Annotated in this window: 14 protein-coding genes; 12 read left to right on the top strand and 2 right to left on the bottom strand. The window is 74.6% G+C overall.

Going from position 1 to position 17,942, the window contains the following annotated elements; all coding sequences use genetic code 11:
• The first annotated feature begins 382 nt into the window (after positions 1-382).
• From nirB to FYW95_RS09350, 11 genes are all read left to right on the top strand, one after another.
• Positions 383-2,890 carry a nitrite reductase large subunit NirB gene (gene nirB / locus FYW95_RS09400; RefSeq protein ID WP_159940257.1) on the top strand — a complete coding sequence of 836 codons (2,508 nt, stop codon included), beginning with the start codon at positions 383-385 and terminating at the stop codon, positions 2,888-2,890.
• On the top strand, positions 2,887-3,264 hold the full coding sequence (gene nirD, locus FYW95_RS09395; RefSeq protein ID WP_159940255.1) for a nitrite reductase small subunit NirD: 378 nt from the start codon (positions 2,887-2,889) through the stop codon (positions 3,262-3,264). The genes nirB and nirD overlap by 4 nt, the downstream gene beginning before the upstream one ends.
• Positions 3,261-4,442, top strand: a complete 1,182-nt coding sequence (locus FYW95_RS09390) for a uroporphyrinogen-III synthase (RefSeq protein WP_159940253.1) — start codon at positions 3,261-3,263, stop codon at positions 4,440-4,442. Before nirD ends, FYW95_RS09390 begins: the two co-directional genes overlap by 4 nt.
• Positions 4,443-4,501: 59 nt before the next feature.
• Entirely contained in the window at positions 4,502-5,194 is a 693-nt protein-coding gene (locus tag FYW95_RS09385) for a sirohydrochlorin chelatase (protein ID WP_159940251.1), read from the top strand.
• Between the two features lie 226 nt (positions 5,195-5,420).
• The gene (locus FYW95_RS09380) at positions 5,421-6,569 is read left to right on the top strand and encodes a dual specificity protein phosphatase family protein (protein WP_159940249.1); all 1,149 of its coding nucleotides are present in this window, start codon (positions 5,421-5,423) and stop codon (positions 6,567-6,569) included.
• A gap of 186 nt (positions 6,570-6,755) precedes the next feature.
• On the top strand, positions 6,756-7,481 hold the full coding sequence (locus FYW95_RS28705) for a septal ring lytic transglycosylase RlpA family protein (protein ID WP_305081014.1): 726 nt from the start codon (positions 6,756-6,758) through the stop codon (positions 7,479-7,481).
• A 162-nt stretch (positions 7,482-7,643) separates the two neighbouring features.
• Positions 7,644-11,228, top strand: a complete 3,585-nt coding sequence (locus tag FYW95_RS09370; RefSeq protein WP_159940247.1) for a TM0106 family RecB-like putative nuclease — start codon at positions 7,644-7,646, stop codon at positions 11,226-11,228.
• 174 nt (positions 11,229-11,402) lie between these two features.
• Complete coding sequence (locus FYW95_RS09365; RefSeq protein WP_159940245.1) at positions 11,403-11,723, top strand: hypothetical protein; 321 nt, start codon at positions 11,403-11,405, stop codon at positions 11,721-11,723.
• Positions 11,724-11,801: 78 nt separating this feature from the next.
• Positions 11,802-12,296, top strand: coding sequence for a hypothetical protein (locus FYW95_RS09360; RefSeq protein WP_159940243.1), 495 nt, complete (start codon positions 11,802-11,804; stop codon positions 12,294-12,296).
• A gap of 120 nt (positions 12,297-12,416) precedes the next feature.
• A complete protein-coding gene (locus FYW95_RS09355; protein ID WP_159940241.1) occupies positions 12,417-13,643 on the top strand; it encodes a site-specific integrase in 1,227 nt (408 codons plus the stop codon).
• A gap of 133 nt (positions 13,644-13,776) precedes the next feature.
• Positions 13,777-15,156: a hypothetical protein gene (locus FYW95_RS09350; protein ID WP_159940239.1), complete on the top strand. Its 1,380-nt coding sequence runs from the start codon at positions 13,777-13,779 to the stop codon at positions 15,154-15,156.
• Positions 15,157-15,238: 82 nt separating this feature from the next.
• On the opposite strand, the gene FYW95_RS09345 is transcribed toward FYW95_RS09350, so the two are convergent.
• Positions 15,239-15,775 carry a hypothetical protein gene (locus FYW95_RS09345; RefSeq protein ID WP_160050267.1) on the bottom strand — a complete coding sequence of 179 codons (537 nt, stop codon included), beginning with the start codon at positions 15,773-15,775 and terminating at the stop codon, positions 15,239-15,241.
• Positions 15,776-15,919: 144 nt separating this feature from the next.
• On the opposite strand from FYW95_RS09345, the gene FYW95_RS09340 reads away from it, so the two are divergent.
• Positions 15,920-16,318 carry an ankyrin repeat domain-containing protein gene (locus tag FYW95_RS09340; RefSeq protein WP_159940235.1) on the top strand — a complete coding sequence of 133 codons (399 nt, stop codon included), beginning with the start codon at positions 15,920-15,922 and terminating at the stop codon, positions 16,316-16,318.
• A 65-nt stretch (positions 16,319-16,383) separates the two neighbouring features.
• On the opposite strand, the gene FYW95_RS09335 is transcribed toward FYW95_RS09340, so the two are convergent.
• Positions 16,384-17,769: an amino acid permease gene (locus FYW95_RS09335; protein ID WP_159940233.1), complete on the bottom strand. Its 1,386-nt coding sequence runs from the start codon at positions 17,767-17,769 to the stop codon at positions 16,384-16,386.
• Positions 17,770-17,942: the final 173 nt, after the last annotated feature.

Genomic DNA, 17,942 nt, shown 5'->3' with positions numbered 1-17,942 from the left:
TCGTGACCGCCGCCGGGTTCGCCCTGCTGTGCGCGGTCCCCGCCGCCGACGGAACCGTGCTCGTGGTCGCCGGACTGCTGCTGGCCTCCGTCGGCCTGGGCCCCGGAGCGTCGTCACCCGTCCAGACCGGCACCGCCGTCCCGGCGCCCTCCCGCGCCCGGGTGTGACCAAAGCCCCACCCGCACCCCGCCACCGCCCGCCCGCACCGCACCCCACCGGCCCTTTCCCGCCCCCGCGCACCCCCGCCGCCCCGGATCACGCACCCGCCACCTGCGGTGGCAGCACAACGAAACAAGCGCGACACATACGGCTGACCGAGCAGAAACACCCTCCGGGTTGCCTGAAACATGTCCGACCCCGCAGCAGGAGGAGCCGCTCACCCATGGAAGAACTCGTCGTCATCGGCAACGGCATGGTCGGCCACCGGCTCGTCGAGGCCCTGCGCGACCGCGACAGCGCCGGCCACTGGCACATCACCGTCGTGGGAGAGGAACCCCGCACCGCCTACGACCGGGTCGCCCTGTCCTCCTACTTCGACGGAGCCAGCGCCCAGGACCTGTCCCTGGGCGACGTGAGCGGCCCCGGCGTGGACATCCACGTCAACGAACGCGCCACCGGCATCGACCGCGCCGCCCGCACCGTCACCACCTCCACCGGCCGTCTGCTGCCCTACGACCGCCTGGTCCTGGCCACCGGCTCCACCCCCTTCGTGCCGCCCATCCCCGGCCACGACCTGCCCGGCTGCCACGTCTACCGCACCATCGAGGACCTGGACGCCATCACCGCCTCCGCCCAGGGAGCGCGCACCGGCGTGGTCATCGGCGGCGGCCTGCTCGGCCTGGAGGCCGCCAACGCCCTGCGCCTGCTGGGCCTGGAAGCACACGTGGTCGAACTCGCCCCCCACCTGATGCCCGCCCAGATCGACGAGGGCGCCGGCGCCCTGCTGCGCAACCTCGTCACCGACCTGGGCGTACACGTGCACACCGGCACCGCCTCCACCGCCGTCCAAGCCGGACCGGACGGCCGGGCGGCCGCCCTCACCCTGGCCGACGACACCCGCCTGGACGCCGACCTGGTCGTCTTCTCCGTCGGCATCCGCCCCCGCGACGACCTGGCCCGCGCCGCCGGACTCACCGTCGGCGAACGCGGCGGCATCGTCATCGACGACACCTGCACCACCAGCGACGCCCACATCCACGCCATCGGCGAGGCCGCCAACCACCGCGGCACCGTCTACGGCCTCATCGCCCCCGGCAACGCCATGGCCGAGGTCGTCGCCGACCAGCTCGTCGGCGGCGCCGCCACCTTCACCGGCGCCGACACCTCCACCAAGCTCAAGCTCCTGGGCGTGGACGTGGCCAGCTTCGGCGACGCCCACGGCCGCACCCCCGGCGCCCTGGACGTGGTCGTCAACGACGCCGCCAGCGGACGCTACGCCAAGCTCGTGGTCTCCGACGACGCCACCACCCTGCTCGGCGGCGTCCTGGTCGGCGACGCCTCCGCCTACGCCACCCTGCGCCCCCTGGTCGGATCCCCCCTGCCCGGTGACCCGCTGGCCCTGATCACCCCCGAGGGCGGGGTGAGCCTGGGCGCCGACGCCCTGCCCGACTCCGCGCAGATCTGCTCCTGCAACGCCGTCACCAAGGGCGTCCTGACCGAGGCCATCGCCTGCGGCCACCACGACGTCCCCGCACTGAAGGCCTGCACCAAGGCGGGCACCAGCTGCGGCTCGTGCGTACCCATGCTCAAGCAGATCCTCGCCCAGGCCGGCATCGAACAGTCCAAGGCCCTGTGCGAACACTTCCCCCAGTCACGCGCCGAACTGGTGGAGATCGTCCGCGCCACCAACACCACCACGTTCTCCGCGCTCATCGCCGCCCACGGCACCGGCCACGGCTGCGACATCTGCAAGCCCGCCGTCGCCTCCATCCTCGCCTCCCTGGGAGGCGGCCACATCCTGGAGGGCGAACAGGCCACCCTGCAGGACACCAACGACCGCTACCTCGCCAACATGCAGCGCAACGGCACCTACTCCGTCGTACCGCGCATCCCCGGCGGCGAGATCACCCCCGACAAGCTCATCGTCATCGGCGAGGTCGCCCGCGACTTCAACCTCTACACCAAGATCACCGGCGGCCAGCGCATCGACCTCTTCGGCGCCCGCCTCGAACAGCTCCCCGCCATCTGGAAGCGCCTGGTCGACGCCGGATTCGAGTCCGGCCACGCCTACGGCAAGGCCCTGCGCACCGTCAAGTCGTGCGTGGGCACCACCTGGTGCCGCTACGGCGTCCAGGACTCCGTCGGCCTGGCCATCCGCCTGGAGGAGCGCTACCGGGGCCTGCGCTCACCCCACAAGCTCAAGTCCGCCGTCTCCGGCTGCGCCCGCGAATGCGCCGAGGCCCGCGGCAAGGACTTCGGCATCATCGCCACCGACAAGGGCTGGAACCTCTACGTGGGCGGCAACGGCGGCTTCACCCCCCGCCACGCCGACCTGCTCGCCGGCGACCTGGACGAGGACACCCTCATCCGCTACATCGACCGGTTCCTCATGTTCTACGTGCGCACCGCCGACCGCCTCCAGCGCACCGCCCCCTGGATCGAGTCCCTCGACGGCGGCCTGGACCACCTGCGCGACGTCGTCGTCCACGACTCCCTGGGCATCGCCGCCGAACTGGAGGAGGCCATGGACCGCCACGTGGCCGCCTACGCCGACGAGTGGGCCGCCGTCCTCCAGGACCCCGACAAGCTCGCCCGCTTCGTCTCCTTCGCCAACGCCCCCGACACCCCCGACCCCACCATCAGCTTCACCACCACCCGCGAACAGCCGGTACCCGACGCCCCCGTCAGCCTGGGCATGCCCGCCCGCCGACCCCAGGAGGCCACCCGATGACCACCGCCACCACCACCCGGGCCGCGACCACCACCTGGATCGACGCCTGCCCGCTGGAGCGGCTGCGCCCCGAGGACGGGGTGGCCGTCCTGCTCCCCGACGGCGACCAGGCGGCCCTGTTCCTGACCCGCGAGGGCGCCCTGTACGCCGTGGACAACATCGACCCCTACACCGGCGCCGCCGTCATCTCCCGCGGCATCGTCGGCGACCGCTCCGGCGAGCCCACCATCGCCTCACCCATGCTCAAGAACGTCTTCTCCCTGCGCACCGGCCAGAGCCTGGACGGCGACGGCGTGCGCCTGCGCACCTGGCCCGTACGCACCCACCAGGGCACCGTACAGATCAGCCCCCGCGCCCAGGAGGGCGGTTCGTGAACACCTACGCCTCCACCGGCCGCGAAGACACCAACGCCCCGCCCGGCGCCGTCCCCGCACCCGCCACCACCGCACCCCTGGCCGGGTTCACCGTCGCCGTCACCGCGGCCCGCCGCGCCGAGGAACTGGGCGCCCTGCTGCGCCGCAAGGGCGCCCAGGTCATCTCCGCGCCCGCCCTGCGCATCGTCCCCCTCAGCGACGACCAACGCCTGGCCGCGGTCTCCGACCAGCTCGCCCGCCGCCCCGCCGACATCGTCGTGGCCACCACCGGCATCGGCTTCCGCGGCTGGGTGGAGGCCTGCGAGACCTGGGGCACCGTCGACACCCTCCTGCACAGCCTGCGCTCCTCACGCCTGCTGGCCCGCGGCCCCAAGGCCAAGGGCGCCATCCGCGCCGCCGGACTCACCGAGGAGTGGTCCCCGCCCTCGGAATCCTCCGCCGAGGTCCTGGACTACCTGCTCGCCCAGGGCGTCCAGGGCCTGCGGGTGGCCATCCAACTGCACGGCGAACCCCTGCCCGACTTCACCGCCGCCCTGCGCCTGGCCGGAGCCGAGGTCGTCGAGGTCCCCGTCTACCGGTGGACCCAACCCGAGAACACCGCGCCCCTGGACCGGCTCATCGAAACCCTCACCAGCGGGGGAGTGGACGCGGTCACCTTCACCAGCGCCCCCGCCGCCGCAGGACTGCTCACCCGCGCCCACCACACCGGACAGCGGGCCGCCCTGGTCCAGGCCCTGCGCGGCGACGTGCTGGCCATGTGCGTGGGACCCGTCACCGCCCGCCCCCTCATGGCCCACGACATCCCCACCGTGTGGCCCGAACGCGCCCGCATCGGCGCCCAGGTCCGCAAACTCGCCGAGGAGCTGCCCGCCCGCTTCCCCACCCTGAACGTGGCCGGACACCGGCTGCGCCTGCGCGGCCACGCCGTCCTGGTCGACGGCACCGTGCACACCCTCTCACCCACCCTCATGCGGCTCATGCGCGAACTCGCCCGCCGCCCCGGCCAGGTCCTGGACCGCACCCGCCTGCTCACCTGCCTGGGCGAGGACGCCGACGCCCACGCCGTGGAGACGGCCGTGGCCCGCCTGCGCACCGCCCTGGGCGACGCCCGCATCATCCAGACCGTGGTCAAACGCGGCTACCGACTGGCCCTGGACACCCCCGACTGCCAGCCCTGACCACCCCGGCCCCAGGAAGGACGACGCGGTGCCCCCACCAGGGGGCACCCCACCACGCGATGCACCGACACCCCACCCTGCTCCTGGCCGTCCACGGCACCCGCGACCCGCACGGCACCGCCGTGGCCCACTCCCTGGCCCTGCGCGTGGCCGAGGTGACCCGCCAACCCACCGTCCTGGGCTTCGCCGACGTCCTCCAGCCCTCCGTCGGCCAGGTCGCCGCCGCCACCCCCGGACCGCTCGTGGTCGTACCCGCCTTCCTGGCCTCGGGCTACCACGTGCGCACCGACATCCCCCACCAGCTCGCCGCGGCCGGCCGCGCCGACGCCGTCATCACCCCCGCCCTGGGCGACCACCCCGCCGTCCTGGACACCGCCCTGCGCCGCCTGTCCCAGGCCGGGTACCGGCCCGGCGACGCCGTCGTCCTGGCCTGCGCCGGAACCTCCGACCCCCACGCCGCGGCCGAACTCGACCAGGCCAGAGCCCGCCTGGCCCAACGCCTGGGCGCCCCCGTGCACACCGCCTTCATCGCCACCGGCCGCCCCACCGTCGCCGACCAGGTCCAGCGCCTGCGCGCCGCCGGGCACCGGCGGGTGGCCCTGGCCAGCTGGCTGCTGGCCCCCGGCCTCTTCCACGACCGCCTGGCCGCCGCGGGCGCCGACGCGGTGGCCCGACCGCTGTGCCCGGACGCGGCCGTCGCCCACGCCGTGGCCGCCCGCTACCACCAGGCCGCCATCGCCCAACCCGTCTGACCACCGCCGCGCCCGCCCGGGCGGCCCTGCTCGGCGTAGTACCGGAAATCCGGGTGCCAGGACTCCTCGTCCCCTCCCAGGCAGCGGCGGCCACCGCCAGCGGGAAACCGGGCCCGACCCCCGCTCCCGTGGCCACAACCGGCCGCGGCCCGCACCAGGGCGCCCCGGGCGGGAAGACCCCCACAGGGTGCACCCACCCCACGCCCCACCGCGCACGAGGACGGCCATGCCCGCAGCACCCCTGTTCGACGTCCACGACCCCGCCAGCGACCGGACCGTCGGAGCGCTCCTGGGCGCCCCCGCCGCCGCGGCCCTGGTCGGCGCCCCCACCGCCCTGACCACCTCCTTCACCGACCCCGGCCACGGCCCGGCCCGCCTGCTGCGCACCGCCCTGACCGACCTGGCCGCCACACCCCACCCGCCCCGCCCGCCCGTCGACCCCATCGCACACGCCTGGGCCCGGGCCCTGCGCACCCTGGCCCGCACCGGCCAGACCCCGCCCCCCGCCCCCGCCCTGGAACACACCCCGCCCCGCCACCCCCTGGGCGCCTCCTGGCGGGCCCTGACCCGCACCCCCCACCCCGCCCACGACCCCGCCCGCGGCTCCTTCGCCTGCACCCACCTGGTCGACGCCGTCTGGGCGGCCTCCACCGCCGCCGGGGACGAGGCCGCCCTCTACACCGGCGCCCTGGCCGCCGCCCGCTGGGGCGCCTCCGCCCTGCCCCTGCAGGCCCTGCGCCGCCTGTCGGAGACCACCAGCCCCCACACCCTGACCGTGACCGCCCTGACCACCGCCCGCGGCCCCCACCCCACCGCCTGGCCCGAACACCCCGTCCTGGCCGACGAGCCCCGCCGCCTGCCCCCCTTCGCCGTACCCCACCCCCTGGACGAGAAGGTCCTGCTGGGCAACCTCGACCACCTGCGCGCCCACCCCCACACCGTCGACGCCGTCGTCTCCCTGTGCCGCACCCACCCCAGCGACGCCCCCCACCTGCCCGACGCCGACTGGGTCCGGGTGTGGCTGCACGACCGCGCCGGAGCCAACACCAACCTCCACTTCACCCTGGAGGAGGCCGCCGGGGCGGTCGCCGCCCTGCGCTCGGAGGGCAAACGCGTCCTGCTGCACTGCTGGGCGGGCGCCTCGCGCACCCCCGCCGTGGCCGCCCGCTACGCCGTCGCCGCCCTGGGCGCACCCCCGCTGCCCACCCTGGCCGCCATGATCCGCACCGTCGGCGGACACCTGGACAACCCCAGCCTGTCCCGGGCCGCGGCCCAGCTCAGCGGCACAGACCTGCCCGACCCCGCCGCCACCCTCTTCCCCGACGGCGTCCCGCCCCGCCGCACCGAACTCCCCGCACCCCACATCACCGGGTGACAAGTTCCACAAAACCCCCCTTTCCGGTACTGTTACCCCCGCGTTACCCCTAAGCTCTGCGCCCAGACCCCCGCGCACACCCGGCGGCCCCGGCTCCACCCGCGCGCCCTCCCGCACCCAGGGCAGCACACCCCCCACACCGGAGCGGACCCGCCACGTCCTGTTCCCGTACGAAGGACTCCCCTCGTGGGCACACCCCAGCCGCAGACCCCACCGGTCGACGAAGGCACCACCCCCGCCAGCGCACCCGTGGGCCACCGCGTGGCCGCCGCCCGCGCACGCCGCAAGCGCACCCTCGTCCTGGCCTCAGCCGCCGGACTCACCCTGCTGGTCGGCGGCACCGCCACCGCCGCCGCCCTCACCGCCGCGGGCCAACCCCAGGACGCCGTCAACGCCACGGTCGTCCCCGAGGCCGACCCCGACCCCCTCCCCGTCGGGGACACCCCCACCGGCCCCGACGAGGACGCCCGCCAACGCGCCGCCGACGCCGTGGCCGCCGCCACCCGCACCGGCACCAGCCAGGCCTCCGACATCGCCGAACAACCCTCACCCGAACCCGACACCCCCGCCGACGACCCCGGCGGCAGCGGCGGAGGCGGGGGAGGGGAGGAGTCCACCGGGCAGAGCGGCACCTGCCAGGCCTCCTACTACGGCGCCGACTTCGCCGGACGCACCACCGCCAACGGCGAGACCTTCGACCCGTCCGCCATGACCGCCGCCCACAAGACCCTGCCCTTCAACACCCAGGTCAAGGTCACCAACCCCAACAACGGCAAGTCCGTGACCGTGCGCATCAACGACCGCGGCCCCTACGTCGACGGACGCTGCCTGGACCTGTCCACCGCCGCCTTCGACCAGATCATCGGCACCGGCGCCGGAGTCGGCCAGGTCCAATGGCAGGTCCTCGGCTGACCCGCGCACCCCGCCCTCCTCCCGTGCCCCGCACCCGCCCCCGGCCGCGGGGCACACGCACACCCCGCCCCCGCCGCGCGTAGGAGACCCCACACGCGCCCCCTTCATGACACAATCCCCAGCACCCACACCCACCACCGACACCACAAGGGGAGCAGGGGCGTGTTCCGCACCACCACCGGCTGGGTCGTCTCACCCACCGACCTCGTCGACACCCTGGAGTGCGACCACCGCAGCGCCCTCAAAACCGCCCTGGCCGCCCGCCTGCCCGGAGCGCCCCGCCCCGACCAGGTCGACCCCCTCGTCGCCCACCACGGCCACGAACACGAACGCGCCGAACTCGACCGCCTCCACGAGGTCTTCGGCCACATCGCCCACATCCCCGCCCCCGAAGCCGACGACACCTCCCTGGCCCGCGCGGCCGCCGCCACCGCCCAGGCCATGCACGAGGGCGCCCCCGTCATCTACCAGGCCAGCTTCCACCACCCCCTCGCCCCCACCCCCCACCCCGTCGCCTTCCACGGCCGCGCCGACTTCCTCATCCGCTCCGACCTGGACCCCGCCACCGGGCAACCGCGCACCCCCCGCCCCACCGCGTGGACCTACGAACCCTGGGACACCAAACTCGCCCGACGCCCCGGCCCCGCCGCCGTCCTGCAACTCGCCGCCTACGCCCACGCCGTCACCGTCGCCACCGGCCACACCCCCCACCGCATGCACCTGCGCACCGGCGACGGCCGCACCCACACCCTGGACACCGCCGAGTTCACCCCCGTCCTGCACACCGTCACCACCCGCCTCCTCGAACGCCTCAGGCAAGAGCCCGCCCTGCCCACCCCCACCTGGGGCGAACCCCGCCCCGCCTGCGAGGGCTGCGGCTACGCCACCTGGTGCACCCAGGGACGCACCGCCGCCCGCCACCTGTCCCTGGTCGCCGGACTACGCACCGACCAGGCCGCCAAACTCACCGACGCCGGCCTGACCACCATCGACGCCCTGGCCCGCGCCCAGGACGCCCAACGCCCGCCCACCCTGCCCCGCCGCTCCTTCGACCAACTCCGCGCCCAGGCCGCGCTCCAGGTCCGCCAGGACACCACCCGCACCCCCGACAACCCCCAGGGCACCGTCACCGCCGAGGTCTTCTCACCCGACGGCCTGGCCAGCCTGCCCGCCCCCAGCCCCGGCGACGTCTTCTTCGACATGGAGGGCTACCCCTACCATGCCGCCTCCCACGGCGGCCGCGGCCTGGAGTACCTCTTCGGCGCCACCACCGAGGACCCCGACGGCACCGAGACCTTCCACGCCTTCTGGGCCCACGACCGCGCCCAGGAGAAGAGGGCCCTGGAGGACTTCGTCGACTTCGCCCTGGCCCGCGTCGACGCCGACCCCGGCGCCCACATCTACCACTACGCCTCCTACGAGGTGGACCGCCTCAAACACCTGAGCTCGGAGTTCGCCACCCGCGAGGAGGAGGTCAACCGGCTCCTGCGCGAGAACCGCCTCATCGACCTGTACACCGTGGTCCGCAAGAGCCTGCGCGTGTCCCAGCGCTCCTACTCCATCAAGTACCTCGAACCCCTCTACCTGCCCGCCGCCCGCACCGGACAGGTCACCACCGCCACCTCCAGCATCGACGCCTACGCCGCCTACCTCGCCGCCACCGAACAGGGCGACCACGACCGGGCCCGCCACGTCCTGGAAGGCATCGCCGCCTACAACCGCGACGACTGCCACTCCACCGCCCGCCTGCGCGACTGGCTGGAGGACCACCGCACCCGCCAGGGCATCACCCACCGCCCCCAGATCCAACTCGAACTCACCGAGTCCGAGGCCGAACGCGCCCGCAAACGCGCCGAGAAGGCCGCCCGCCACGCCGCGCTGACCCGACCCCTGCTCGAAGAGGTCCCCGACGACCCCGCCGACCGCCACGGCGACCACCACCCCCGCGCCCAACTCGCCGCCCTGGTCGGCTACTACCAGCGCGAGAACCTGCCCCCCTGGCGCGAGCACTACCGGCGCACCAGCGCACCCCTGACCGACCTGGAGTCCGACACCGACTGCGCCGTCCCCTGGCAGGTCCACGCGGGGGAGTGGACCGAACCCACCGGCCGCCAGCGCAAGGCCCGCCGCGACCTGGCCCTGCGCCTGGACACCGCCCACCCCCACCCCTTCACCACCGGCCAGGACGTCCACCTGCTCTACCCCGGCGCCCCCGGACAACCCGCCACCACCACCCAGGCCCGCGTCACCGACGCCGACGCCACCGCCCTGACCCTCACCGAGACCTGCGACCCCGACGCCACCTACTCCCGCCCGCCCGTGGCCGTCCTGCCCGGCTCCCCGGTCAACCCCGCCCCCAAGGACGGCGCCCTGGAAACCGTGGCCCGCACCGCCCTGAACCACCTGCCCGACTGGCCCCGCCACCCCGGCCTGGACGTCCTGCGCCGTCTGCCGCCCCGCCTCAACCCCCCAGGCCCCCTGCCCGACCCCGCCGACCACGACGGCGACACCGTGGCCGCCGCCATCGCCGCCGTCGACGCCCTGGACCACTCCTACCTCGCCGTCCAGGGACCCCCCGGCGCCGGCAAGACCTACCTGGCCGCCCAACTCATCACCCACCTGGCCCGCCGGGGCAAAAGCGTGGGCGTGTGCTCCACCAGCCACAAGGCCGTGGAGAACGTCATGTCCGCCGCCCTGCGCGCCGCCCACGACCAGGGCGTGCGCCTGCCCGCCGCCAAACGCGCCAAGGGCCGCACCCCCGCCGGGGACCCCACCCCCTGGGACCAGCCCTCCACCCCCCAGGCCCTGGCCACCTGGCGCACCAGGCACACCGCCCAGGGCGAACCGGTCCTCATCGGCGGCACCGCCTGGGCCATGACCAACGCCGCCATGCTCGCCGACCCCCTGGACGTCCTCATCATCGACGAGGCCGGACAGTTCGCCCTGGCCGACACCCTCGCCGTCTCCGCCAGCGCCTCCAACCTCGTCCTGCTGGGCGACCCCCAACAACTGCCCCAAGTCGTCCAGGGCACCCACGGCGAGGGCGCCGACGCCTCCGCCCTGCAACACCTCATGGCCGGACGCCACATCATCGACCCCGCCCGCGGCTACTTCCTCGACCAGACCCGCCGCATGCACCCCGCCGTGTGCGCCACCGTCTCCGCCCTGTCCTACCAGGGCCGCCTGCACGCCCACCCCCACACCACCCGGCGCACCCTGGCCCAGACCCCGCCGGGCGTGTACACCCTGGCCCTGCACCACCGAGGCCGCACCACCCACAGCCCCGAGGAGGTCGAGGCCGTCGTCGCCGTGGCCACCCGCCTGGTCAACGACAAACTCACCCCCCACCCCGACCAGGGACCACGCCCCCTCACCGGCACCGACATCCTCGTCGTGGCCCCCTACAACCTGCAGGTACGCGCCCTGCGCCGCGCCCTGGCCCAGGCCGCCCGTACCACCCCCGCCCTGGAAGGGGTGCGCGTGGGCACCGTGGACCGCTTCCAGGGCCAGGAGGCCGCCGCGGTCATCTGCTCCATGACCACCTCCAACGCCGCCGACACCAGCCGCGGACCCGCCTTCGTCCTGGACCGCAACCGGCTCAACGTGGCCCTCTCCCGCGCCCAGCTCGTGGCCACCGTCGTCCACTCCGCCGACCTGCTCACCACCACCCCGCGCAGCATCGACGAACTGCGCCTGCTGGCGGGCTTCACCGGCCTGGTCAGGGGAGCCCGCCCCTGGCCCCCCTGAGCACACCCGCCACCCCGGGCACCGGTTTCGGACACCTCCCGCGTGGAGTACGTTTTATCCAGCGGCGCACCCGACCCCGACGCCACCGCGCACCGGACGGGCGCCCTCCCCCTGTCCGGCGGCGCCCGCGCCCCGTGTGGACCACCCCTTTTCCCGAAAGGCACCCCGGCCCCCGTGTCTGACCGTCCCTCCGCCCCCGGCGGCGGCCGCAACACCCGCCACCCCACCGGCATCCGCGTCGTCGTCGCCCTCCTGGCCCTGTTCGCCCTGGTCCTGGGCCCCGCGGGCTACCTGCGCGGCCTCAACGCCGAGGCCCACGCCGGCTCGGCCGCCGAGTGGTTCACCCTGGCCTTCGGCGCCGCCGTGGGCATCCCCCTGCTCGCCGCCGCCGTGGCCACCGTCGCCGGGGACCGCAAGGCCGCCCTGTGGTCCCTGGCCCTGCTCGCCTGGCCGGTCGTCTTCGTCGCCGCCCTGCACCTGACCCAGGGCGGCTGACCCGCCCCCGCACCGCGCCCGGCGACGCGCCGCGCCCGCCGGGCCGGGCCCCGCCACCAGCGGCGGTAGGCTACCCGCGTGTCACCCAAGAAACGCAGACGCCGCAAGGCCCCCCGCACTGCGCCCGGCGACGCGCCGCGCCCGGCGGACGGCGGCCCGCGCCCGGCCAGCGCACCCGTGAGCCGCACCCCCGTGGTGATCGCCGACCCGCCCGACCGCCGCATCACCGCCCTGTGGGTGGTCCTGGCCCTGGTCTGGGCGCTGGGCACCCCCCTGTCCCTGGCCCACCTGCTGTTCGTGGTCATGGACCTGCAGGAGGCTGCCCTGACCGCCACCGACCCCACCGCGCCCCTGCCCCAGGCCAGCGTGGACGCGGTCGGCAACGCCCTGGTGTGGGTCCTGGTCCTGGCCCTGGCCGTGCCCGCGGCCTCCGCGGCGGCCGCCCTGGCCCTGCGCCGCAGGATCGCCGCCATCGGCTTCACCACCGCCCTGGCGGTCTCCGCCCTACCCCTGCTGTGGGTCATGCCGCCCGCCGAACTCTGGGACGCCCTGCGCACCCACCTGCTGGGTTGACCGACCACTCCGCACACCCACGGCCCCGGGAGGATACAGACACCGCATGCGCGCACGCCCACCCCACAACCCCGCCCCGACCCCGCCCGCCGAGCCGCACCCCACCCCCGGTCGGACCCGGTGAGCGCCCCCCACCAGGACCGGACGGGCCAGGACCTGGCCCTGCCCGACCCCGTGCGCGAACGCCTGGACCACACCACCCCCAGCGTCCTGGTCGACACCCGCGCCCTGGCCCGCGTACGCGAACGCTTCGACACCGAACAGGCCCAGACCCTGGGCCGCTACCTCGCCAACGCCCAGTCACCCAACACCCTGCGCGCCTACCGCACCGACTGGACCCAGTTCACCGCCTGGTGCCTGGGCGAGCAACGCCAGTCCCTGCCCGCCGACCCGGTGGACGTGGCCGTCTACCTGGCCGCCTGCGCCCAGGCCCGCACCCCCGACGGCACCGCCTGGGCCCTGGCCCCCTCCAGCATCGAACGGCGCGCCGCCGCCATCGCCGCCGTCCACGGCGCCCACGGCCTGCCCTCACCCACCCGCGCCGAGGTGGTCCGCATGACCCTGCGCGGTATCCGCCGCACCCGCCGGGCCCGCCCGCGCCGCAAGGACCCCGTGGTGCTGGCCACCCTGGAGGCCCTGCTGGCCGTGCGACCCGCCCCCGAACACCCCCACGGCGTGGCCCGGCGGCGCGACACCCTGCTGCTGCTGACCGGGTTCGGCGGGGCCCTGCGCCGCGGCGAACTGGCCGCCCTGACCTTCGACGACCTCACGGTGCGCACCGACGCCGCCACCGGCGCCCCCGCCCTGGTCCTGCGCCTGGGACCGACCAAGACCGACCAGGAGGACCGCCACGGCCAGGTGGTGGCCCTGCCCCGCGGCCGCCACCGGCACACCTGCCCCGTGTGCGCCCTGGCCCGCTGGTCGCACCTGCTCCAGGTCCGGCGCGAGGGGGGAGAGGAGGCCGTGCGCGACCTGCTGCGCGAGGACGAGTCCCCCTCGGCGCTGGCGCACCACTGCCAGGGCTGGACGGGCACCGACCTGGCCGACGGCTCCGCCCGCCCGCTGCTGCCCACCGTGGACCGCCACGGCCACGTGGGGGAGCGCCCCATGTCGGGCCGGGCCGTGGGGGAGCTGGTCAAACGCTACGCGCGCCGGGCCGGGCTGGACCCCGACGCCTTCGGCGGCCACTCCCTGCGCTCGGGCTTCGCCACCCAGGCCGCGCTGGGCGGGGCCACCGACCGCGAGATCATGCGCCAGGGCCGGTGGACCAACCCGCGCACGGTGCACGACTACATCCGCACCGCCAACCCGCTGGAGGACAACGCGGTCACCCGCCTGGGACTGTGACCCGCGTTACCCGGCGAACCGGGGTGTCTCAGCTTGTCAACAAACACCCCAGCAGCCCTCGAAAACACCCGTTAAAGTGCGATCCTCACCTGAGGAGACATTAGGTTGGTTGCGTGAGAAAGGGGACGCTCTGATGGTCGACGAGTTTCGCGCAGCCTTCCAAGAACTGATCGACGCCTCCGTCGCCACCGACCCCCAGAACTTCCCCCCGGCCGTCCACAGGGTCTACGTCCTGGCCTCCCAGATCCCCGCCTCCGAACGCGAACTCGCCCTGGAGGCCCTGGCCCCCCTCCTGGCCGCAGGCCACGCCGCCCCCGGCATCATCGCCGACCTGTGCGTGGTCGCCGGAGCCCTCGTCGAGATGGGCACCGACCCCGGCCCCACCGGCGTGGAGGTCCTGCACCGCCTGCGCGCCATGGGCAAGGGCGCCATCGTCTTCCTGCGCGCCTGGGAACGCACCGGCGAGGACCCCCCGCCCGACCCCGACGCCGTCACCGCCGACGCCGAGGCGCGCGTGGCCGCCGACCTGGGCCCCGACGCCCCCGGCGCCACCATGTGCTGGTGGACCATCCGCCGCCACGGCCTGGCCGCCAAGACCATGCTCAGCGAATCCTCGGTGCGCACCCACATCCGCCGCGACCCCGCCCTGCACGCCGAACTCGTGGCCACCGCCAACCAGCTCAGCGACCTGCTCACCGAGTTCGACGAGGTCCGCGCCCTCCTGCGCATGGCCGAGGCCACCAACGCCCTGGTCCTGGACCGCACCACCCAACGCGCCTTCCGCGTCCTCTTCGACGGCATCGGCGACAACTTCCAACTCCACACCCTGCTCGCCGACGCCCTCATCGGCCCCGCCGGCCAGGGCCTGCCCGGCGATCCCCCCGACCCGCGCTGGACCCGCGCCTTCCGCGACAGCCCGCCCGACCCCCAGGCCCACACCGTCCGGGGATGGTGGAACCTGGTCGCCCACGACGGCACCTGGGTCTGGAACGAGGGCGTACCCGCCGAGATCCCCACCCTGGACGGCGAACGCGTCCTGGTCCTGGACGAACAGCCCTACCCCCGCTCCTGGAACGCCGGACGCCGACACCCCCAGGTCCGCGGCTGGCTGGAGGTCGACTCCGAGCTGGACCCCCAGGAGGCGGCCCTGTGGTGGGAGCGGGTGGCCCCCACCGAACCGGCCATCCCCACCGCCGACGACACCGACCACCCGCCCCTGCCCGAACCCGTGGTCCTGCCCACCGAGGACACACCCGAACCCGGACGCGTCCGCGGCTTCCTGGCCGAGGAGGCCCCGCAGGCCCCCGAACCCGTCACCACCGAACCCGCCCCCGAACCCGAACCGCGCACCGAGCCCGGCCCCCCGCCCGCCCCGGCACCCGCGACGGAGGAACCCCCCGCCCCCCGGCCGGCCCCGCCCGCCGACACCGCGGCCACCCCCCGCCGGGGATTCCTGCCACCCCTGCCCCCGGGGGTGTCCCAAAGCTCCCAGTGGGGACCCACCTGGCGCTGACCCCGCCCCGCGGCGAGGGCCCGCGTTCACCTGCACGCGGGCCCTCGCCGCGGGGGAGCGGGGGAGCGGACCGGCACCCCCTTCAGGCCCGGTGCCGGGGCGCGTGCGAGGTCCTGCCCCGCGCCGCCCGGGCACGTCCCGCACCCGCCTCGTCCCCGTCCTCCTCATACAAACCCTCGAAGTACTCCTCCTCCTCCGTGGGCCCCTCCTCCTCGCGCCGCACCCAGCGCCCGCCCACGAACACCGGGGCCACCAGCACCACCACCAGCGGAACGAACACGCCCAGGGGCAACAGCACCAGCGCACCGGCACTGCCCGGCACCTGCGGCAGCCGCTCCACCAGGTGCATCCTCAGCACGGCCGCCGCGGTCAGCGCCCCCACCGTCAACGCCGCCCCCAGGGGCAGCATGGGGGTGAGCCTGGGGGGCACCGCGGCCAACGCCACCAGCAGACCCACGGCCACCAGGCCCGCCACCGCCAGGGGGCCGGCCCCCTGCAGCACGCCCAGACCCGCGCCGTGCAGGCCGCGCAGGTGGGAGAAAGCCCAACCGGTGACCAGCACCAGCACCAGCACGGGCCCCAGTACCAGACCAGCCAGGAAGCCGACGAAATGTCGCACGGGGGTGCTCCTCTCAGTGGTTGCGCAGCACCCTAGCGGCAAAAACGTCCGCAAGCACCACATCCCACCAAACAACACCCCAATACCGGCACCCGGCCGACGCCGCCGACACCGCCGCCCCCACCCCCGCTAAGCTGGGTGAACATGACCAACGACCACCCCGAACCCGACCCCGACGTCATCGAACTCGCCAGCCGCATGTTCGACCACGCACGCCGGGGCGACACCAGCACCCTGACCCAGTACCTGGACGCCGGCCTCCCCGTCAACCTCACCAACGACAAGGGCGACACCCTGCTCATGCTGGCCGCCTACCACGGCCACACCGACACCGTCGCCGCCCTCATCGAACGCGGAGCCGACCTGGACCGCCTCAACGACCGCGGACAGTCCCCGCTGGCCGGAGCCGTCTTCAAGGGCGAGAACGCCGTGGTCCGCCTCCTGGCCGAACACGGTGCCGACCCCGACGCCGGCACCCCCACCGCCCGCCAGACCGCCCGCATGTTCGACAAACAGGACCTGCTCGCCCTCTTCGGAAACTGAGCCCGGCCCACACACCAGGGGCCCGGCCCGCACCCGGACCGGGCCCCACACCCCGGGGCACGGGACTACCCGGCCCCCGCATCACGGCGCAGCCCCCCGGCCCCCGCCCGGCCCGGCACCTCCAACACCCCCTCCGAGGGCGCCCGCGCCCCCCAACGGCGCCGCAACTCATAGGCCACCAGCGCCACCGCCACCGAACCCACCGACGCCACCAACGCCTGACGCTGCTCCGGCAGCACCGCCATCGCCACGAACACCACCACCAGACCCACCAGCACCGCCCACGTCAGGTACGGAAACGCCCACATCCGCAGCGTCAACCGGTGCGGCTCCCGCGCGCGCACCCGCGCGCCCACCACCAGCTGCGAGGCGCAGATCGTCAGGAACAGGATCAGCAGGATCGCGCCGATCGAGGCCACCAGGAACGGAAAGACCCGCCCCGGCCACAGGTAGTCGGCCGCCACCGCCGCATACCCCACCACCGTGCCCAACAGGATCGCCCGCACCGGCACACCCCGCCGGTTGACCCCCCTCAGCACCCGCGGCGCGTCCCCCTGCCGGGTCAGCGCGAACAACATCCGCGAGGAGGTGTACATCGCCGCGTTGAGCACGCTCAACACCGCCACCAGGACCACGACCTCCATGATCAGCGCGGCACCGGGCACCCCCACCCGCTCCATCACCGCCACGAACGGGCTGCGCCCCGGCTCCACCGTGTCCCACGGCAGCACCATCACCACGACCAGGATCGAGGCCACGTAGAACAACCCGATCCGCCACAGCACGTTGGTCACCGCCGAGGCCACCCCGCGCTCGGGCTCCTCGCTCTCCCCGGCCGCCACCGTGATGATCTCCACCCCGCCGAAGGCGAACAGCACCACCACCGTGGCCGCCAGCACCGCCACCCAGCCGTTGGGCGCCACCCCGCCGTGCTCCCACAGATGCGACAGCCCAGGCCCCGGCGAACCGCTCCACCACCCCACCACCCACAGGCCGCCGACCAACAGGAACGCCACGATCGTGGCCACCTTGACCACGGAGAAGAGCGACTCGGTCTCGGCGAAGAAACGCACCGAGACCAGGTTGGCCACCGTCATCGACAACAGCACCGCCAACGCCAGCGCCCACCCGGGCACCTGCGGCACCCACCCTCCCAGGATCGCCGCACCGGCCACAGACTCCGCGGCCACCAACACCGCGTACATCCACCAGTACACCCACCCGATGGTGAACCCCGCGCGCGGCCCGAACGCCAACCGGGCGTAGTCGGAGAAGGAACCCCCCGCCGGCACCGCCACCACCATCTCGCCCAGGGCCCGCAGGGTGAAGAACACCAGCGCCCCGGCCAGGACGTAGGACAGCACCGCGGCCGGACCCGCCACCTGGATCACCGAACCCGAACCGATGAACAGCCCGGCCCCCACCGAGCCACCGATCGCGATCAGCGCCATGTGGCGGCGGCGCAGGGAATGCGCCAGCCCGCTACCAGCAGTCGTACTCTCATTGGCCGCCCCCGAAGGCGGCGTCACACCGCTTGTCACCCGGACCACCTTAGGCACCCTCCCAACCCCACACCCCAACACTCCCACCAAAACAACCCATCAACCCACCACTACGAGGAAAC

The organism is Nocardiopsis sp. FR4 (assembly GCF_009830945.1).
Taxonomy (GTDB): Bacteria; Actinomycetota; Actinomycetes; order Streptosporangiales; family Streptosporangiaceae; genus Nocardiopsis.
Note: the sequence above shows the minus strand (reverse complement) of the source record. Positions and strands in the feature narration are given on the sequence as shown.